The following is a 15,930-nucleotide window of genomic DNA, read 5'->3' as shown; positions in this document are numbered from 1 at the left end:
CGACAGTGAGGGTATGGCCAAAAAAGACGGTGTCATCGAAATCGAGGGCGCAGTAGTCGAAGCTCTGCCCAACGCGATGTTTCGCGTTGAGCTGTCAAACGGCCACCGAGTTCTTGCCCACATTTCGGGCAAGATGCGTCAGCACTACATCCGCATCCTCCCAGAGGACCGCGTGATCGTTGAGTTGAGTCCTTACGATCTGACCCGAGGCCGGATCGTCTACCGCTACAAGTAACGGCTGCTGTAAGTAACGGCCCACGGCATCCCGAGGGTACGAAGACAGCGAAAACAAGGAATCACATGAAGGTCAAGCCCAGCGTCAAAAAGATCTGTGACAAGTGCAAGGTCATCCGCCGTAACGGCAACGTGATGGTGATCTGCGAGAACCCGCGTCACAAGCAGCGCCAGGGTTAAATTTCGTTGCGACTCGTCGCTTCGAGATTTACCTGAATAACTGAATACATACAGCAGTTCCGGGAGCCCGTCAGGGTGACACCATCGGTTGGAGGCCGGTGTACAGGAGCTGTTACAGACCTCCATCACTAACAGGAGACACAATGGCACGTCTAGCCGGCGTCGACATCCCGCGCGATAAGCGCGTGGAAGTTGCATTGACTTACATTTACGGTGTTGGCCGCACGAGGGCCCTCAAGACCCTCGCCGACACCGGAATCGACGGAAACATCCGCGTCAAGGATCTGAGCGACGACCAGCTCGTCCTTCTCCGCGACTACGTCGAAGGAACCTTCAAGGTTGAGGGCGACCTCCGCCGTGAGGTTGCCGCTGACATCCGCCGCAAGGTTGAAATTGGCAGCTACGAGGGCATTCGCCACCGCAAGGGCTTGCCCGTTCGCGGTCAGCGCACCAAGACCAACGCTCGCACCCGCAAGGGCCCGAAGCGCACCGTAGCCGGCAAGAAGAAGGCGCGCTAGGCCTCGGCCCAGCCCGCTAACGCCTTTAGGATTCAGGAGAAATTCATGGCACAACCCAAGTCGGCCGTACGGAAGCCGCGTAAGAAAGAAAAGAAGAACATTGCTGTGGGCCAGGCCCACATCAAGAGCACCTTCAACAACACGATCGTGTCGATCACCGACACGACCGGAGCCGTCATCAGCTGGGCCTCGTCGGGCCAGGTTGGTTTCAAGGGTTCGCGCAAGTCGACCCCCTTCGCCGCACAGCTGGCCGCCGAATCGGCCGCCCGTCAGGCGCAGGAACACGGCATGAAGAAGGTTGACGTCTTCGTCAAGGGACCCGGCTCAGGCCGCGAGACCGCGATCCGTTCTTTGCAGGCCGCTGGCCTCGAGGTCGGTTCGATCAACGACGTGACGCCCCAGGCCCACAACGGATGCCGTCCGCCGAAACGCCGCCGCGTCTAAAGCACTCTGTCGCTTGAGTTCCGGTCGACGTGACTCGTCACGTCGACCGGAACTCAGCGTTTCTTTTCTTTCACTTTTCACTCTCTCGTCATTGCAAGTGTCATATAGCGGACACTTAGCCGAAAGGAATCAACAGTGCTTATTGCACAGCGTCCAACGCTCACCGAAGAGAACATCTCGGAGTTCCGTTCACGGTTCATCATTGAGCCGCTCGAACCTGGCTTCGGTTACACCCTCGGCAACTCGCTTCGCCGTACTCTGCTCTCCTCGATCCCGGGCGCTGCTGTAACCAGCATCCGCATCGATGGCGTGCTTCACGAGTTCAGCACCGTTCCCGGTGTGAAGGAAGACGTCACCGAGATCATCCTGAACATCAAGGGCCTCGTTGTCTCGAGCGAGCACGACGAGCCCATCACCGCGTACCTGCGCAAGCAGGGTGCCGGCCAAGTCACCGCCGCTGACATTTCGGCTCCGGCCGGCGTCGAGGTGCACAACCCGGAACTGGTCATCGCAACCCTCAACGACAAGGCGAAGTTCGAACTCGAACTGACCATTGAGCGTGGCCGTGGTTACGTGTCCAGCACCCAGAACCGCAACGAGTTCTCCGAGGCCGGCCAGATTCCGGTCGACTCGATCTACTCGCCCGTGCTCAAGGTGACCTACCGTGTCGAGGCAACTCGTGCCGGCGAGCGCACCGACTTTGACCGCCTCGTCGTTGACGTGGAGACCAAGTCGGCTATCTCGCCTCGCGACGCCATTGCATCCTCCGGTCGCACCCTGACCGAGCTGTTCGGCCTGGCCCGCGAGCTCAACACCGCCGCCGAGGGCATCGAAATCGGCCCCGCGCCGGTTGACGCCGTGCTTTCGACCGAGCTTTCGATTCCGATCGAAGACCTCGACCTGTCGGTGCGCTCGTACAACTGCCTCAAGCGCGAAGGCATCAACAACGTCAGCGAACTGGTCGCCCTCTCGGAGAACCAGCTGATGAACATCCGCAACTTCGGGCAGAAGTCGGTTGACGAAGTAAAGGACAAGCTCGTCGAGCTCGGCCTGTCCCTGAAGGATTCGGTTCCCGGATTCGACGGCGCGCACTTCTACAGCGGCTACGAAGAAGAGACCATCTAAGGCTCGCGCTTCAACGCTGCCTTTCGATTTTTTGATACTGGAGATTAACAATGCCTAAGCCCACAAAGGGCCCCCGTCTCGGTGGCGGCCCGGCGCACGAGCGCCTCATGCTTGCGAACCTGGCCGCGGCCCTGTTCACCCACAAGTCGATCAAGACGACCGAGACCCGTGCCAAGCGCCTGCGTCCGCTCGCCGAGCGGATGGTGCAGTTTGCCAAGCGCGGCGACCTGCACGCCCGTCGCCGCGTTCTCGCGACGATCACCGACAAGACCGTCGTGCACGAGCTGTTCACGGTCATCGCCCCGCAGGTCAACGAGCGGCAGGGCGGTTACACCCGCATCACGAAGCTTGGTTTCCGCAAGGGTGACAACGCGTCCATGGTGCAGATGGAGCTCGTTCTCGAGCCCCTGACCCCCAAGGTCAAGCGCTCCAAGACCGCGACCGTCGCTGCGACGCCGGTCGGTTCTGAGAACGTTGTTGTCGACGAGGTCGTCGCTGACGACGTTGTCGTCGGCGAAACCGACGCTGCTGAAGCCGTTGTCGAAGCGAATGCTGACGCACCCGTCGCCGAGGAAGCCAAGTAGCACCTGTTCCAGCAAAGAGGGGCCCGACTTCGGTCGGGCCCCTCTTTTTTCGTGTGCGGGTGGCGTGTGCGCGCCGGGCGGCGGATGCGGCGGCGCGGTTAGGCTGGAGACATGGTCGACCCGCGCACACCCCTGAGCCAAAGGGTGCCGGCCGACGCCGTGCTCGCCCTGCCCGTGCACCCCGACATCGCCCGGTGGCGGCCCGCGACTGACGCCGACGTGAACGGTATCTGGGAGCTGCGGCAGGCCATGGGCAGTGTGGACCACCCCAACTACCTCACCGCTCGCGGTGCCATCGCCGCCGACTTCGGCTACTCCCACTTTCACGCCGAGGTCGACTCGATCGTGGGGCTGGACGCCGCCGGGCGCATCGTCGCGAACGGCATGGTCATGTTCCCGCCACGGCAAGTGACCCTCGTGCGCTCGATCCCAATCGGCGGCGTGCATCCCGACCTGCGTGGGCGCGGCGTGGGCCGCGTGCTGCTGGACTGGCAGCTCGGTCGCGCGCGCCAGCAACTCGCAAGCTCACAGAAGACACTGCCCGGCTGGGTGTTCGCCTACGCCGACGAACGGGCTCCGCACGCCGCACGCCTATTCGCGTCGGCGGGCATGCAGCTCACCCGGTACTTCCTCACACTGGAGCGGGCCCTGGATGCGCCGGTGCGATCGGTCGAGCCGGCCGTCGGCATCCGTATTGCGCAATACCGACCCGAGGACTCGGCTGCCGTGCACGCGACCCGCGATGACGCCTTTCTGGATCACTGGGCGAGCCAGCCGATGAGCGATGAGAACTGGAATGCTTTTGTCGGCGGCCGGTGGTTTCGCGCGGACCTCTCCTTCGTGGCGTTCGGCACGGACGAGAACGGAACCGAACATGTGGTCGGTTTCGTGCTGGCCACGGCGAACGAGAACGTCTGGGCCACGCAGGGTTTCACCGGAAGCTACATCGACCTGGTCGGTGTGCGGAGCGGATGGCGCGGCCGCCACATCGCGCAGTCGCTCCTGGCCGCCCAGCTTGCCGGCGGGCAGGCCCTCGGCCACGAGAAAGTGACCCTTGCGGTCGACTCCGACAGCCCCACCGGCGCGCTCGGCCTGTATACCGGCATGGGTTTCGTGCCCACGCACCGCAAGATGGCCTACACCCTCGAGTTCTAAGAACTGGCCCCGTTCGTGGCCGCGTGGATAGGGTGAAGCATGACCGATCACACGAGTCCGCTCTCCGCGCGGGTGACAGCTCACGCGCAGCTGCCCGTTCCCGAGCACGCCGACGTCGCACGGTGGCGGGCAGCAACGCCCGCCGACATCGACGCCATCTGGGAGCTCGAGAAAGCGACTGGCCGGGCCGACCACCCCAATTACGTGGTCGAGCGGGAGGAAGTCGGCGAGGCCTTCAATTTCTCCTTTGTCGACGTTGACAGCGACACACTCGTCGGCCTCGACGCCGATGGCCGCATGGTCGCCCACGGGCTCGTGGTGCTCCAGCCGGGGCAGCAGACCCTCGTAAAATCCACCCTGGGCGGGGGAGTGCTGCCCGAGATGCGCGGCAGAGGTATCGGTCGTGAACTGTTGAATTGGCAGGTCGCTCGCGCCAGGCAGCAACTGGCGACCTCAGACCAGCTGCTGCCCGGCTGGATCGGAGCTTCTTGTGACGAGCGGGCCCCGCAGAACGGCCGCCTCTACGAACGGGCCGGACTGCTCTGCACCCGGTACTTTCTGTCGTTGGACAGAATGCTCGCCGACCCGATTCGCGATGTTGAGCCGGCCGACGGCATCCGCGTGGCCGGGTATACGCCCGAGCTGTCGGCCGCAGTGCACGCCGCGCGCGATGTGGCCTTCATGGACCATTGGTCGAGTCAGCCGATTCCCGACGAAAGCTGGAACGCCTACGTGACGGGCCCCTCGTTCGTCGACGACCTCTCGTTCGTCGCGTTGGGAACCGACCCCGACGGCAGCGAGCACGTCGTCGGCTTTGTCATGTCGAGCGTGAACGAGGAGGACTGGGCAGCAGCCGGCTACCGCAGCAGCTACATCGGCCTCGTCGGCGTGCTGAGCGGATGGCGCGGCCGCCACATCGCGCAGGCACTTCTAGCGGCGCAGCTGGCCGCCAGCCGCGCCGCCGGGCACGAGCGTGCCACCCTCGATGTGGACTCGGCGAGCCCGACCGGCGCGCTCGGCTTGTACACCGGCATGGGCTTCTTCGCCACGAACCGCGAGCTCGCTTACGTGCTCGAGTTCTGAAACCTCAGCGGTAGGGCGCTGGGCGGGGCGCGTCGGGGTCGCTCAACAACCAACTGTCATCGGGCAGCGGCGGCACCGCCGCGAGACGGTCGAGCGCGCCGCCCACCTCGTCCGCGTAGAGCTGGCCGCCCATCGGACCCGGGTGCACGTGATCGCCGGCCAGCAGGTCGAGCCGCCCCGCGATCGTGTCGTGCCAGTTCGCGAGCTCGACCCGGCGATTGCCCGCAGCGAAGTCGGCGAGCATCGTATTGACGCCGTCGGTCCAGTTTCGCTCGGCATAGGCATTGACGAGCACAAGATGCCGGTCCGGGCCAAGAATGCGCAAGATTTCGGTAAGTTCGGAGGCGGTGATCGGTCCGTTTGTGCCGAGCCCGATCACGACGAGCGGATGCAATTGGCCGGCGGCCTTCAACGCCACCAAGATGTCGTCTGCGGAATACATGCCACGCGAGACCGAAGCGTCAACGGTCATACCCGCAAAGGTGGCCTGCAATTCTGGAGCCGAGGCCAGCATGACCGAGTCACCGATGGCCGTGATCGGGCCGTCGGTGAGGTCCGGGGCTGTCGCGAACTGGCGGGCCGCCTCGGCGGCGGCGGCAGCGTGCGCGGCATCCATTGCCCGTTGGCCGCGTTCGATGCGGAGCTGCGCCGTGGTCTGCACGGGTGCGGCGACGACGGCAGCCGTGGTGCCACCAAAGAGCAGCAGAGACAGCGCGGCCGTCGCCGCGACCAGGCGACGACGACGGGTGGGGCCGGTCCACAATGCACCGATCCGACGGATGCTGCCGCGCGCGCCGACGCGCCGAATCGGCAATTCCAGCCAGCGGTACGACAGGCCGGCCAGAACGAGGGTGATGACCGTGGCGAGCATGCCGATCGGCAGCAGGCTGCCAGAGCGCGACGACGGTGGCCACAGCAGTTGCAGCAGGACGAGCACCGGCCAGTGCCACAGGTAGATGCCGTAGGAGCGTTCACCGAGGTAGCGCAGCGGGGCGCTGTCGAGCAGCCGCCCGAACCGGCCGCCGCGCACGCCGGCCCAGATGGCGACGGCGGTGGCCAGGCTCACCGCGACGAGGCCGCCGCGATAGGTGGCGGTGCCGTCTTCGGTCAGCCAGAATGCGAACGCGATGATCGCCAACAGCGCCGCCCCGCCGAGCCACGGACGCAGCCGGGGCAGCTCGTTGCGCTGCCCGCTCGGGCGCCGCAGCAGCACGGCGAGGGCGGCACCCGCAAACAGGCCAAAACTGTGCGTGTCGGAGCCGTAGTAGACCCGGGTCGGGTCGGCGCCGGGCTGGTAGAGCACGCCCATCCACAGAGCTGACGCGACGAACAGCGCGGTGACGAGGGCCAGTCGCACGCACGGGCGGCGAATCAGCAGCACAGCGAGCAGGATAAGTGGCCAGACCAGGTAGAACTGCTCCTCCACGGCAAGCGACCACAGGTTGCGCAGCAGTTCGGGCTCGTTGACGCTGAAATAGCTGGCATCGTTGGCGATCGCCACCCAGTTGTAGCCGAAGGTCGCGGCGCCGAACAGCTGAGCGCCCAGCCCGACGAGCACATCACCGTCGATCAGGAACGCGATGGTGCAACCGATCAGAATCACCGGGATGAGCGGGGGAATGAGCCGGCGGACGCGCCGCTGCCAGAACCGCCGCAACGAGATGCGCCCAGTGCGGGTGTGCTCGGAGACGAGCAGCCCCGTGATCAGGAAACCACTGATCACGAAGAAGACGTCGACGCCGATGAAGCCGCCCGGCAGCAGAGCCGGAAAGAAATGGTAGAGCACGACGGCAATGACGGCGAGGGCGCGCAGTCCGTCGAGGCCGGCCAGGTGACCGCTGCGCGGGGATAATCCCGGGGCATTGTTCGGCCCGAGTACCGGCGCGTTCACCGGACCGATTGCAGCAGCGGTTGACCGAGTCCTCCCGGTGAACGGGAACGACAGCGGGGAACGAGTCATGGGCAATACGAGATTTCTTGGCACGCGCACGGGGCGAACCAGGGACCGGGTTCAACGATAACCCGCGCGCGCCGCCTAGGCTTACCCTCGTGAATCTCTTTGTGCCCCGCGCCGCTCATGCAGCGCTCGGCTCCACGCGCATCCGCCTCGACCTCGCCTATGACGGCACCGATTTCACCGGCTGGGCCCGCCAGCCGGGCTTTCGCACCGTGCAGGCCGACATCGAAAACGGCCTTGCCGGCATTCTGCAAAGCTTTCCCCCGCACCCCACCCTCATCGTCGCTGGCCGAACGGATGCCGGGGTGCACGCAGCCGGACAGGTCGCCCACTTCGATCTCACCGCCGAGCAGGTTCACTCCCTCGTGCGCATCCAGCGCGGCACCGGCAACCGCCCGCCGGTCGATCTCGGCACCGCCGTGCTGCGCCGCCTCGGCGGCATCCTCGTGACCAAGCCCGACATTGTGCTGCGCCGCGCCACGGTCGTGCCCGGCGGTTTCGACGCCCGCTTCTCGGCCCTGTGGCGCCGCTACCAGTACCGCATTGCCGACCCCCTCGCCCTGCGCGACCCGCAACAGCGGATGCGCACCACATGGCATCCGTTTAAACTGGATCCTCTGGCGATGGACGCCGCGGCGGCGACCCTGGTCGGCCTGCACGACTTCGCCGCCTACTGCAAACCACGCCCGGGCGCGACGACCATTCGCACCGTGCAGGACTTTCGCTGGCACCGCGACGCCGACGGCCTCCTCATCGCCACCATCAAAGCGGATGCCTTCTGCCACAGCATGGTGCGCGCCATGGTCGGCGCCTGCGTCGCCGTGGGGGAGGGGCGGCTCGACGGCAGCACCCTCGCGCACCTGCACTTCGACAAGCACCGCATCAGCGAGTTCAAGGTGATGCAGGCGCACGGCCTCACCCTGATCGACGTCGGCTACCCCGACGACGCCGAACTGGCAAAGCGCGCCGTTGATACCCGCAACCGGCGCTCGCTGCCGGTTGTCGTCGCAGACTAGGCGCTGGCTCACCCTCGCCAGCCCAAGTTGCGCCCGTGGCCTGGGCCGACTAACGTTGACCCTTGGTGTCTGTGCGTTGCAGCGCGGCACCCGAACGTGAGCCCTCCATCGACAGCGTTCTCCCCATGAGAACACGCCCGGAGCGGGATTCACGAACACCTCCGTTCGAAAAAGAAGAAAGCAGCACAACAGTGACGCGCACTTACACCCCCAAGGCAAGCGAACTCCAGCACGACTGGGTTGTCATCGATGCCACCGATATCGTCCTCGGACGTCTGGCCAGCCACGCGGCAATCCTGCTCCGCGGCAAGCACAAGGCCACCTTCTCCCCGCACATGGACGGTGGCGACTTCGTCATCATCGTCAACGCCGAGAAGGTTGCCCTCACCGGCAAGAAGCTCGACCTGAAGATCGCTTACCGCCACTCCGGTTACCCGGGCGGCCTCACGGCGACCAACTACTCCGAGATGCTCGAGAAGCACCCGACCCGTGCGGTTGAAAAAGCGATTCGCGGCATGCTGCCGAAGAACTCGCTCGGTCGCGCCCAGCTCACCAAGCTGAAGGTTTACGCCGGCCCTGAGCACCCTCACTCCGCTCAGCAGCCCAAGCCGTACACCCTCAGCCAGGTCGCGCAGTAGCGCCGGCAACCAGACTTCTCGACTCTTAGATAAAAAGGATTCCCATCATCGTGGCGAAGATCGCAGACCAGATTGACCAGGCTCCGGAGAGCTACTCCACCGAGACTCCGGCCGAAACCGCAACCAAGGCGCCCCGCGCCGTCCTCAACGTTCCCGGCGCAGCCGTGGGCCGCCGCAAGCAGGCCATCGCCCGCGTGCGCATCGTCCCCGGCTCCGGCACGATCGTAGTCAACGGCCGCGAGTTCGCCGACTACTTCCCGAACAAGCTGCACCAGCAGCTCATCAACGACCCGTTCAAGGTTCTTGACCTGCTCGGCTCGTACGACGTCATCGCGCGCATCACCGGTGGTGGCCCGTCCGGCCAGGCCGGCGCCCTGCGCCTCGGCATTGCACGCTGCCTCAACCTGATCGACGAAGAGAACAACCGTGCCATCCTCAAGAAGAACGGCTTCCTCAGCCGCGACGCTCGCGTCAAGGAGCGTAAGAAGGCCGGACTCAAGAAGGCCCGTAAGGCACCTCAGTTCAGCAAGCGCTAACCCGATAGCCGACGACGATATGACTCGTCTCTTCGGCACGGACGGCGTTCGGGGCCTGGCCAACCGTGATCTCACGGCTGGCCTGGCCCTGAGCCTTGCCCAAGCCAGCGCCGCCGTGCTGACGCGTGGCCGTCGCGCCCAAGCACGCATCGAAGCGGGTCGCCGACCCGTCGCCGTGGTCGCCCGCGACCCGCGAATTTCCGGTGAATTTCTCACGGCTGCCGTCTCGGCCGGTCTTGCCTCCAGCGGTGTCGACGTACTCGACGCCGGGGTCATCCCGACGCCCGCCGCAGCGTTCTTGATCAACGACATCGGTGCCGACTTCGGTGTGATGATTTCTGCCTCACACAACGCGGCGCCCGACAACGGCATCAAGATCTTCGCCTTCGGCGGAACCAAACTTCCCGACGACGTCGAAGACCGCATCGAGTCCTACATCGGTCGCGACGCCCTGATGCCGATCGCCGGCGACGTGGGACGCATCCGTCGTTTCGCCGACGCCGAAGACCGCTATGTGGTGCACCTGCTCACGACACTGCCGCACCGCCTCGACGGCATCCACGTCGTTCTCGACTGCGCCCACGGCGCTGCCGCCGGCGTATCGCCACAGGTATTCACGGATGCCGGTGCTCACCTCACCGTGATCGGCGCCGACCCCGACGGCCTCAACATCAACGACGGCGTGGGCTCGACCCACCTCGACAACCTCGCCAAGGCCGTGCTTGAGCACGGCGCCGACATCGGCATCGCCCATGACGGCGATGCCGACCGATGCCTGGCCGTGGACCGTGACGGCAACATCGTCGACGGTGACCAGATCATGGCGATTCTCGCCGTCTCGATGGCCGAACGCGGCGTGCTGAAAGATCGCACGCTCGTCGCGACCGTCATGAGCAACCTGGGCCTGCGCAAGGCGATGGCGGCCAACGACATCACCATGGTGCAGACCAAGGTCGGTGACCGGTATGTGCTCGAAGAACTCAACGCCCATGGGTATTCACTCGGCGGCGAACAGTCCGGTCACGTCATCATGACCAAGTTCGCCACGACCGGCGACGGCATCCTCACCGGGTTGCACCTCGTGGCTGAAATGGCCCGTACCGGCAAGACGCTGGCCGAGCTGGCCGCGGTGATGACTGTTTTCCCGCAGATCCTGGTGAATGTGCGCGGGGTGGACCACCGCGCGCTCGGTTCCGACGAGGTGATCGCGGACGCGATCCGCGACGCCGAGGCCGAACTGGGCGAGACCGGGCGGGTTCTGTTGCGCCCGTCGGGCACCGAGCCCATGGTGCGCGTGATGGTGGAGGCGGCCGACCAGCCGACCGCCGACCGGCTCGCGCACCGGCTTGCCGCGGTAGTGCTGGAGCGCCTCGCCAACTAGCGGCTGCCGCCGGTCGACGGCGCTACTTCAGCAGAGCCACGTCGGAGACGAGCGCAATGTGCGCGAGCATGGCCTGCTCGGCGTGCTGCGGCTGCCCGGTGCGGATCGCCGCGGCGATCACCCGGTGCGACGCGAGCGACTGCTGCGGCCGCCCGGGCTGCCCGAGCGACTCGAGTCGCGTCTCGAGGATCATCTCCGCGATGAACGTCATCAGCTGGGCGAGCACCGCGGAATGTGCCGCCTGGGTCACGGCCTGATGGAACAGCTCGTCGCCGTGTGCGCCCTTGCCACCCGCTGTGATCTCCGCCGCCATGGTCTCCAGTGCGGCGTCGATGGCAGCCAGGTCAGCATCCGTTCGTCGCTCGGCAGCCAGGCCCGCCAGCTTGACCTCGAGTGTGCTGCGCGCCTCCACGATCTCGGGCAGCCGGCTGCGGTGCTCACGCAGATCCCTGATGACGGATGCCACGCTCGGCCGGTAAACCAACACCGCGCCAGTGCCGTGCTGTACGTCGATGACTCCGAGCACTTCCAGGGCGACCAGGGCCTGGGCCAGTGTTGCCCGCGATACCCCGAGCCGCTCCGCGAGGTCCCGTTCGGCCGGCAGCAGATCACCGGGGCCGAGCTGTGCGGAATCGATATAGCCGAGGATTTGGGTGACCAGCTGCTCGTACAGCCGGGGCTTCAGCACCCGGCGCAGTGGTGCGGGCACCCGTGGCTGCTCGCTCATACGCGACTCCTCATCGATTGTCCTCATTCTAGTCCTCTTGACACAGTGACCTACTGTCTAGGAGGATAGGCCAGTGGGCCACTGCGGTCCACCCCGCGTCCTCTGGAGGAACAACGATGTCCGCTCCCGTTCTATCGATCATCATCCTGGCGGTGATGTTCCTTCTCGCCACGCTTCTACCCCTCAACATGGGCGCGCTGGCCTTCGTCGGCGCCTTCCTGCTCGGCGCCGTTTTCCTCGGCATGGAGACCTCCGATATTCTCGCCAACTTTCCCGGCGGGCTCTTTCTCACTATCGTTGGCGTGACCTACCTGTTCGCCATCGCGCAGAACAACGGCACTATCGACCTGCTGGTGCAAGGGGCCGTGCGTCTGGTTGGCAACCGGGTCGGCCTCATCCCGTGGGTGATGTTTGCCATCACCGCGCTGATCACCTCGGTGGGCGCACTCTCGCCAGCCGCCGTGGCCATCATCGCGCCGATCGCGCTCAACTTCGCCGGTAAGTACAAGATCAGTCCGCTGCTGATGGGCATGATGGTCATCCACGGCGCGCAGGCCGGTGGCTTCTCGCCGATCGCCGTCTACGGGGTCACCGTCAACGGCATCATGGACCAGACCACCCTCGAGTCCAACCCGACCGCCCTCTTCCTGGCCAGCCTCGGCTTCAACCTCATGATCGCCGCCATTCTGTACGTCGTGCTCGGCGGGCGCAAGATCGTCACCGCACGCGTCGGCGACTTCGTCGAGCAGGCCGCCGAGGTGCGCCTGTCGGCGAGCGTCGGCATCCGTGCCGCCGGTGACGTCACCTTCAAGGGCTTCGGCTCCGGCATCTACGGACCGCGCGATCCGGCCGGAACCGCCGCCATCACCACCGCTCCCGCACCGTCCGAGACCCGCGCCGAGCGCATCCCGCAGATCATCACCATCATCGGCCTGATCGCCCTCGCCGTGATCGCCCTCGGCTTCAGCGTGGACGTCGGCTTCGTCTCCATCACCATCGCGGTTATCCTCGCCCTGGTCTCGCCCAAGGCACAGAAGGGCGCCGTCAACAAGATCAGCTGGTCGACCGTGCTGCTCATCTGCGGCATGCTCACCTTCGTGGGCGTGCTCGAAGAGGCCGGCACCATCGAGTACGTTTCCGACGGAGTCGCCCAGCTCGGCATGCCACTGCTGGCCGCACTGCTCATCTGCTACATCGGCGCCGTGGTCTCCGCGTTCGCCAGCTCCACCGCCATTCTGGCCGCCCTGATCCCGCTGGCCGTGCCGTTCCTGGCCACCGGCGAGATCGGCGCGGTCGGCGTGATCTGCGCCCTCGCCGTGGCCTCCACCATCGTGGACGTCTCCCCGTTCTCCACCAACGGCGCACTGGTGCTGGCCAACGCGCCGGAGGAGGTCAATAAGGAGAAGTTCTACAAACAGATCCTCGGCTACAGCGGCATCGTCGTGGTCGCCGGCCCGGCGATCGCCTGGCTCATCCTGGTCGTCCCCGGCTGGCTGTGACACCGACCACGCACCGATCGGAAAGTAGACCATGACCCACCCCCTTGCTCCGGATGCTGCCCCCCGCGGACCCCTCACCGGTTACCTTGTCGTCGACCTCAGCCGTGCCCTCGCCGGACCCCATGCGAGCATGATGCTGGCCGACCTGGGCGCCCGGGTCATCAAGGTGGAAACGCCGGGCACCGGGGACGATACCCGGGGCTGGGGCCCGCCGTTCGTGGGACCGGACACCGACCGGCAGTCCACCTACTTTCTCTCCTGCAACCGCAACAAGGAGTCCATCGCTCTCGACCTGAAGAGCGAGGACGGGCACCGGGTGCTCAGCGATCTGGTCGGGCGGGCCGACGTGGTGGTAGAGAACTTCCGGCCGGGAGTGCTCGACCGGCTGGGGTTCTCGACGGCGCACCTGCACGAGCTGAACCCGGCCCTGGTCATCCTCTCCATCACCGGGTTCGGCCACGACGGGCCGGAGTCCAGCCGCAGCGGATACGACCAGATCCTGCAGGGTGAGGCCGGGCTGATGTCGCTGACCGGCTCCGGCCCCGACGACCCGCAGCGGGTTGGCGTGCCGATCGCGGACCTGCTCTCCGGCATGTATGGAGCGTTCGGGCTGCTCGCCGCCCTGTTGGAACGCGAGCGCACCGGTCGGGGACAGATTGTGCGCACGTCGCTGCTCGCGGCGATCGTGGGGGTGCATGCTTTCCAGGGCACCCGCTCGACCGTCGCACACGAGGTGCCGCAGGCGCAGGGCAACCACCATCCGTCCATCGCGCCGTACGGACTGTTCCACTGCCGCGGCGGCAGCGTGCAGATCAGCGTCGGCAGCGAGAAGTTATGGACGACGTTCGCCGCGGCGTTCGGGCTCGACGCCGGCCGGCCGGAGTACGCCTCCAACGGCGACCGGGTAGAGAACCGGCGCCTGCTCATCGACGACGTGGAACGGGTGTTCGCCGATTGGGTGCCGGAGACCCTGCTGGCCCGGCTGAACGAGGTCGGCATCCCGGCCGGCAAGGTGCGCAGCCTGGACGAGGTGTACGCCTGGGACCAGGTGCACTCGCAGGGCCTGGTCATCGACGTCGACCATGCTGTGCTCGGGCCGATCACCCTGCCAGGGCCGCCCGTGCGCTTCTTCGGACCGGGCGACGCGACCGAGACCACCAACCGGTCCCACACCGCTCCGCCGACCCTGAACCAGGACGGCGACGCCATCCGCGTCTGGCTCGCCAGCGCAACCGGGGACTGTGACATGACGGCAGACACCGATACGACGGCAGACACCGATACGACGGCAGGCACCGCCATGACCGCAGGCACCGCCATGAAAAGAGGGTACTGAGATGACCGCAGACAGCGTAAAGATCCGCCACCTGAACGCCACCGAGCTGATCGGGGTCGTGCTCGACCTGGGCTCGTTCGAGAGCTGGGACAAGCCGATCAGTGACCCCGGACCGGATGCCGCCTACCGCGCCGACTTGGAGAAGGCCCGGGCCCGCAGCGGACTGGATGAATCCGTTGTCACCGGCCGGGGACGCATCCGCGGTCGCGAGGTGGCCGTGATCGTGAGCGAGTTCGCCTTCCTCGCCGGGTCGATCGGGCAGGCCGCCGCCGACCGCATCGTCGAGGGCGTGGAACGCGCCACCCGCGAGGGCCTGCCCCTGCTCGCCGGGCCGGCCTCCGGCGGCACCCGCATGCAGGAGGGCACGCTCGCGTTCCTGTCCATGGTGCGTATCACCGCCGCCGTGCGCGCCCATCGGCAGGCCGGCCTGCCCTACCTGGTCTACCTGCGCCACCCCACCACCGGCGGGGTGATGGCGTCTTGGGGGTCGCTCGGGCACGTGACCGTTGCCGAGCCGGGTGCGCTGCTCGGTTTCCTCGGCCCGCGAGTCTACGAGGCACTTTACGGCACCGTCTTTCCCGCGGACATCCAGACCGCCGAGAACCTGTTCGACAAGGGCCTGGTCGACGCGGTCGTGCCACCCGAGCAGCTCGGTGAGATCGTGGACCGCGCGCTGAGCATGCTGGTGCAGCAGCCCAGCGACGCCGTGCGGCCGCCGGCGACGCTCGAGGTGACGGCGGCGGATTCTGAGGCCTGGGCATCCGTGGAGATCTCTCGCAATCCACGCCGACCCGATCTGCGTCAGCTGCTGGCCTGGGGCGCGCGCGACGTGCTGCCGCTCAATGGCACCGGCCAGGGCGAGAAGGATCCGGGACTGCTGCTGGCGATCGCCCGCTTCGGCGAGCAGTCCTGCATCGTGCTCGGACACAACCGCCGTCGGCCGTCGCAGAACAACGCGATGGGGCCGGCGAGCCTGCGTGAGGCCCGGCGCGGCATGCGCCTGGCCGAGGAGCTCGGGCTGCCACTGCTGACCGTGATCGATACCTCAGGGGCCGCGCTGTCCCGGGAGGCGGAAGAGGGCGGACTGGCCGGTGAGATTGCCCGCTCGCTGCACGACCTGATCGGACTGCGAGCACCCAGCGTGTCGGTGCTGCTCGGCCAGGGCGCGGGCGGCGGGGCGCTCGCGCTGCTGCCCGCGGACCGCACCATCGCCGCCCAGCACGCGTGGCTGAGCCCGCTGCCGCCCGAGGGCGCGAGTGCGATCGTGCACCGCAGTGTGGACTTCGCGCCGCAGATGTCGGCCAAGCAGGGCATCAACGTGGCGGCGCTGGTCGCCGACGGGCTGGTCGACCACGTCGTCGACGAGCGTCCGGATGCGGCCCTCGAGGCCCGGCCATTCGCCGAGCGCATGGCTGCGGCGATCGAATACGAACTCGCCACGCTGGCGCTGATTCCGGTGGTGCAGCTACTGCCGGCGCGAATAGCGAAATTCCGTACTATGGGCCGGCGCGGGTAAT

17 protein-coding genes are annotated in these 15,930 nt (G+C 66.4%); 15 read left to right on the top strand and 2 right to left on the bottom strand.

Going from position 1 to position 15,930, the window contains the following annotated elements; translation table 11 throughout:
* Positions 1-13: 13 nt before the first annotated feature.
* The 8 genes from infA (at position 14) to IWX77_RS05050 (ending at position 5,323) form a co-directional block, all read left to right on the top strand.
* Positions 14-235, top strand: a complete 222-nt coding sequence (gene infA / locus IWX77_RS05085; protein ID WP_035834638.1) for a translation initiation factor IF-1 — start codon at positions 14-16, stop codon at positions 233-235.
* Between the two features lie 65 nt (positions 236-300).
* Positions 301-414 carry a 50S ribosomal protein L36 gene (rpmJ, locus tag IWX77_RS05080; protein ID WP_035834639.1) on the top strand — a complete coding sequence of 38 codons (114 nt, stop codon included), beginning with the start codon at positions 301-303 and terminating at the stop codon, positions 412-414.
* Positions 415-557: 143 nt separating this feature from the next.
* The gene (gene rpsM, locus IWX77_RS05075) at positions 558-932 is read left to right on the top strand and encodes a 30S ribosomal protein S13 (protein ID WP_092449488.1); all 375 of its coding nucleotides are present in this window, start codon (positions 558-560) and stop codon (positions 930-932) included.
* Positions 933-977: 45 nt separating this feature from the next.
* Positions 978-1,376 (top strand): 30S ribosomal protein S11, encoded by a 399-nt coding sequence (gene rpsK / locus IWX77_RS05070; RefSeq protein ID WP_035834641.1) that lies wholly within the window; start codon positions 978-980, stop codon positions 1,374-1,376.
* 135 nt (positions 1,377-1,511) lie between these two features.
* Positions 1,512-2,501: a DNA-directed RNA polymerase subunit alpha gene (locus IWX77_RS05065; protein WP_196843439.1), complete on the top strand. Its 990-nt coding sequence runs from the start codon at positions 1,512-1,514 to the stop codon at positions 2,499-2,501.
* Between the two features lie 50 nt (positions 2,502-2,551).
* A complete protein-coding gene (rplQ, locus tag IWX77_RS05060; RefSeq protein WP_196843438.1) occupies positions 2,552-3,085 on the top strand; it encodes a 50S ribosomal protein L17 in 534 nt (177 codons plus the stop codon).
* Positions 3,086-3,196: 111 nt separating this feature from the next.
* A complete protein-coding gene (locus IWX77_RS05055) occupies positions 3,197-4,240 on the top strand; it encodes a GNAT family N-acetyltransferase (protein ID WP_196843437.1) in 1,044 nt (347 codons plus the stop codon).
* Between the two features lie 39 nt (positions 4,241-4,279).
* Positions 4,280-5,323 carry a GNAT family N-acetyltransferase gene (locus tag IWX77_RS05050; RefSeq protein ID WP_196843436.1) on the top strand — a complete coding sequence of 348 codons (1,044 nt, stop codon included), beginning with the start codon at positions 4,280-4,282 and terminating at the stop codon, positions 5,321-5,323.
* A gap of 4 nt (positions 5,324-5,327) precedes the next feature.
* On the opposite strand, the gene IWX77_RS05045 is transcribed toward IWX77_RS05050, so the two are convergent.
* A complete protein-coding gene (locus IWX77_RS05045; RefSeq protein ID WP_196843435.1) occupies positions 5,328-7,283 on the bottom strand; it encodes an acyltransferase family protein in 1,956 nt (651 codons plus the stop codon).
* A gap of 89 nt (positions 7,284-7,372) precedes the next feature.
* Here IWX77_RS05045 and IWX77_RS05040 point away from each other — a divergent pair, with 89 nt between their 5' ends.
* The 4 genes from IWX77_RS05040 to glmM all read left to right on the top strand — a co-directional run bounded on the left by IWX77_RS05040 (position 7,373) and on the right by glmM (position 10,851).
* Complete coding sequence (locus IWX77_RS05040; protein ID WP_297414618.1) at positions 7,373-8,296, top strand: tRNA pseudouridine synthase A; 924 nt, start codon at positions 7,373-7,375, stop codon at positions 8,294-8,296.
* A 191-nt stretch (positions 8,297-8,487) separates the two neighbouring features.
* Positions 8,488-8,934 carry a 50S ribosomal protein L13 gene (gene rplM / locus IWX77_RS05035; protein WP_092107284.1) on the top strand — a complete coding sequence of 149 codons (447 nt, stop codon included), beginning with the start codon at positions 8,488-8,490 and terminating at the stop codon, positions 8,932-8,934.
* A 50-nt stretch (positions 8,935-8,984) separates the two neighbouring features.
* A complete protein-coding gene (rpsI, locus tag IWX77_RS05030; RefSeq protein WP_134468461.1) occupies positions 8,985-9,470 on the top strand; it encodes a 30S ribosomal protein S9 in 486 nt (161 codons plus the stop codon).
* Positions 9,471-9,489: 19 nt separating this feature from the next.
* Entirely contained in the window at positions 9,490-10,851 is a 1,362-nt protein-coding gene (gene glmM / locus IWX77_RS05025; protein ID WP_196843434.1) for a phosphoglucosamine mutase, read from the top strand.
* Between the two features lie 22 nt (positions 10,852-10,873).
* On the opposite strand, the gene IWX77_RS05020 is transcribed toward glmM, so the two are convergent.
* Complete coding sequence (locus tag IWX77_RS05020; protein WP_196843433.1) at positions 10,874-11,578, bottom strand: FadR/GntR family transcriptional regulator; 705 nt, start codon at positions 11,576-11,578, stop codon at positions 10,874-10,876.
* Positions 11,579-11,694: 116 nt separating this feature from the next.
* Here IWX77_RS05020 and IWX77_RS05015 point away from each other — a divergent pair, with 116 nt between their 5' ends.
* From IWX77_RS05015 to IWX77_RS05005, 3 genes are read left to right on the top strand one after another with little or no spacing between them, the layout of a single operon-like run.
* Positions 11,695-13,077 (top strand): SLC13 family permease, encoded by a 1,383-nt coding sequence (locus IWX77_RS05015; protein WP_196843432.1) that lies wholly within the window; start codon positions 11,695-11,697, stop codon positions 13,075-13,077.
* A gap of 31 nt (positions 13,078-13,108) precedes the next feature.
* The gene (locus IWX77_RS05010) at positions 13,109-14,413 is read left to right on the top strand and encodes a CaiB/BaiF CoA transferase family protein (RefSeq protein ID WP_196843431.1); all 1,305 of its coding nucleotides are present in this window, start codon (positions 13,109-13,111) and stop codon (positions 14,411-14,413) included.
* Position 14,414: 1 nt separating this feature from the next.
* Complete coding sequence (locus IWX77_RS05005) at positions 14,415-15,929, top strand: carboxyl transferase domain-containing protein (RefSeq protein ID WP_196843430.1); 1,515 nt, start codon at positions 14,415-14,417, stop codon at positions 15,927-15,929.
* Position 15,930 lies beyond the last annotated feature (1 nt).

This window comes from Cryobacterium sp. CAN_C2, assembly GCF_015751745.1.
In the GTDB taxonomy this organism is placed as follows: domain Bacteria; phylum Actinomycetota; class Actinomycetes; order Actinomycetales; family Microbacteriaceae; genus Cryobacterium.
Note: the sequence above shows the minus strand (reverse complement) of the source record. Positions and strands in the feature narration are given on the sequence as shown.

Excerpts from the sequence above, each read along its gene's own strand:
- rplQ (WP_196843438.1), top strand. The coding sequence starts at position 2,552 with ATGCCTAAGCCCACAAAGGGCCCCCGTCTCGGTGGCGGCCCGGCGCAC.
- infA (WP_035834638.1), top strand. The coding sequence starts at position 14 with ATGGCCAAAAAAGACGGTGTCATCGAAATCGAGGGCGCAGTAGTCGAA.
- IWX77_RS05050 (WP_196843436.1), top strand. The coding sequence starts at position 4,280 with ATGACCGATCACACGAGTCCGCTCTCCGCGCGGGTGACAGCTCACGCG.
- IWX77_RS05015 (WP_196843432.1), top strand. The coding sequence starts at position 11,695 with ATGTCCGCTCCCGTTCTATCGATCATCATCCTGGCGGTGATGTTCCTT.
- IWX77_RS05020 (WP_196843433.1), bottom strand. The coding sequence starts at position 11,578 with ATGAGCGAGCAGCCACGGGTGCCCGCACCACTGCGCCGGGTGCTGAAG.
- rpmJ (WP_035834639.1), top strand. The coding sequence starts at position 301 with ATGAAGGTCAAGCCCAGCGTCAAAAAGATCTGTGACAAGTGCAAGGTC.
- IWX77_RS05055 (WP_196843437.1), top strand. The coding sequence starts at position 3,197 with ATGGTCGACCCGCGCACACCCCTGAGCCAAAGGGTGCCGGCCGACGCC.
- IWX77_RS05010 (WP_196843431.1), top strand. The coding sequence starts at position 13,109 with ATGACCCACCCCCTTGCTCCGGATGCTGCCCCCCGCGGACCCCTCACC.
- glmM (WP_196843434.1), top strand. The coding sequence starts at position 9,490 with ATGACTCGTCTCTTCGGCACGGACGGCGTTCGGGGCCTGGCCAACCGT.
- rpsM (WP_092449488.1), top strand. The coding sequence starts at position 558 with ATGGCACGTCTAGCCGGCGTCGACATCCCGCGCGATAAGCGCGTGGAA.
- IWX77_RS05005 (WP_196843430.1), top strand. The coding sequence starts at position 14,415 with ATGACCGCAGACAGCGTAAAGATCCGCCACCTGAACGCCACCGAGCTG.
- IWX77_RS05045 (WP_196843435.1), bottom strand. The coding sequence starts at position 7,283 with ATGACTCGTTCCCCGCTGTCGTTCCCGTTCACCGGGAGGACTCGGTCA.
- rpsK (WP_035834641.1), top strand. The coding sequence starts at position 978 with ATGGCACAACCCAAGTCGGCCGTACGGAAGCCGCGTAAGAAAGAAAAG.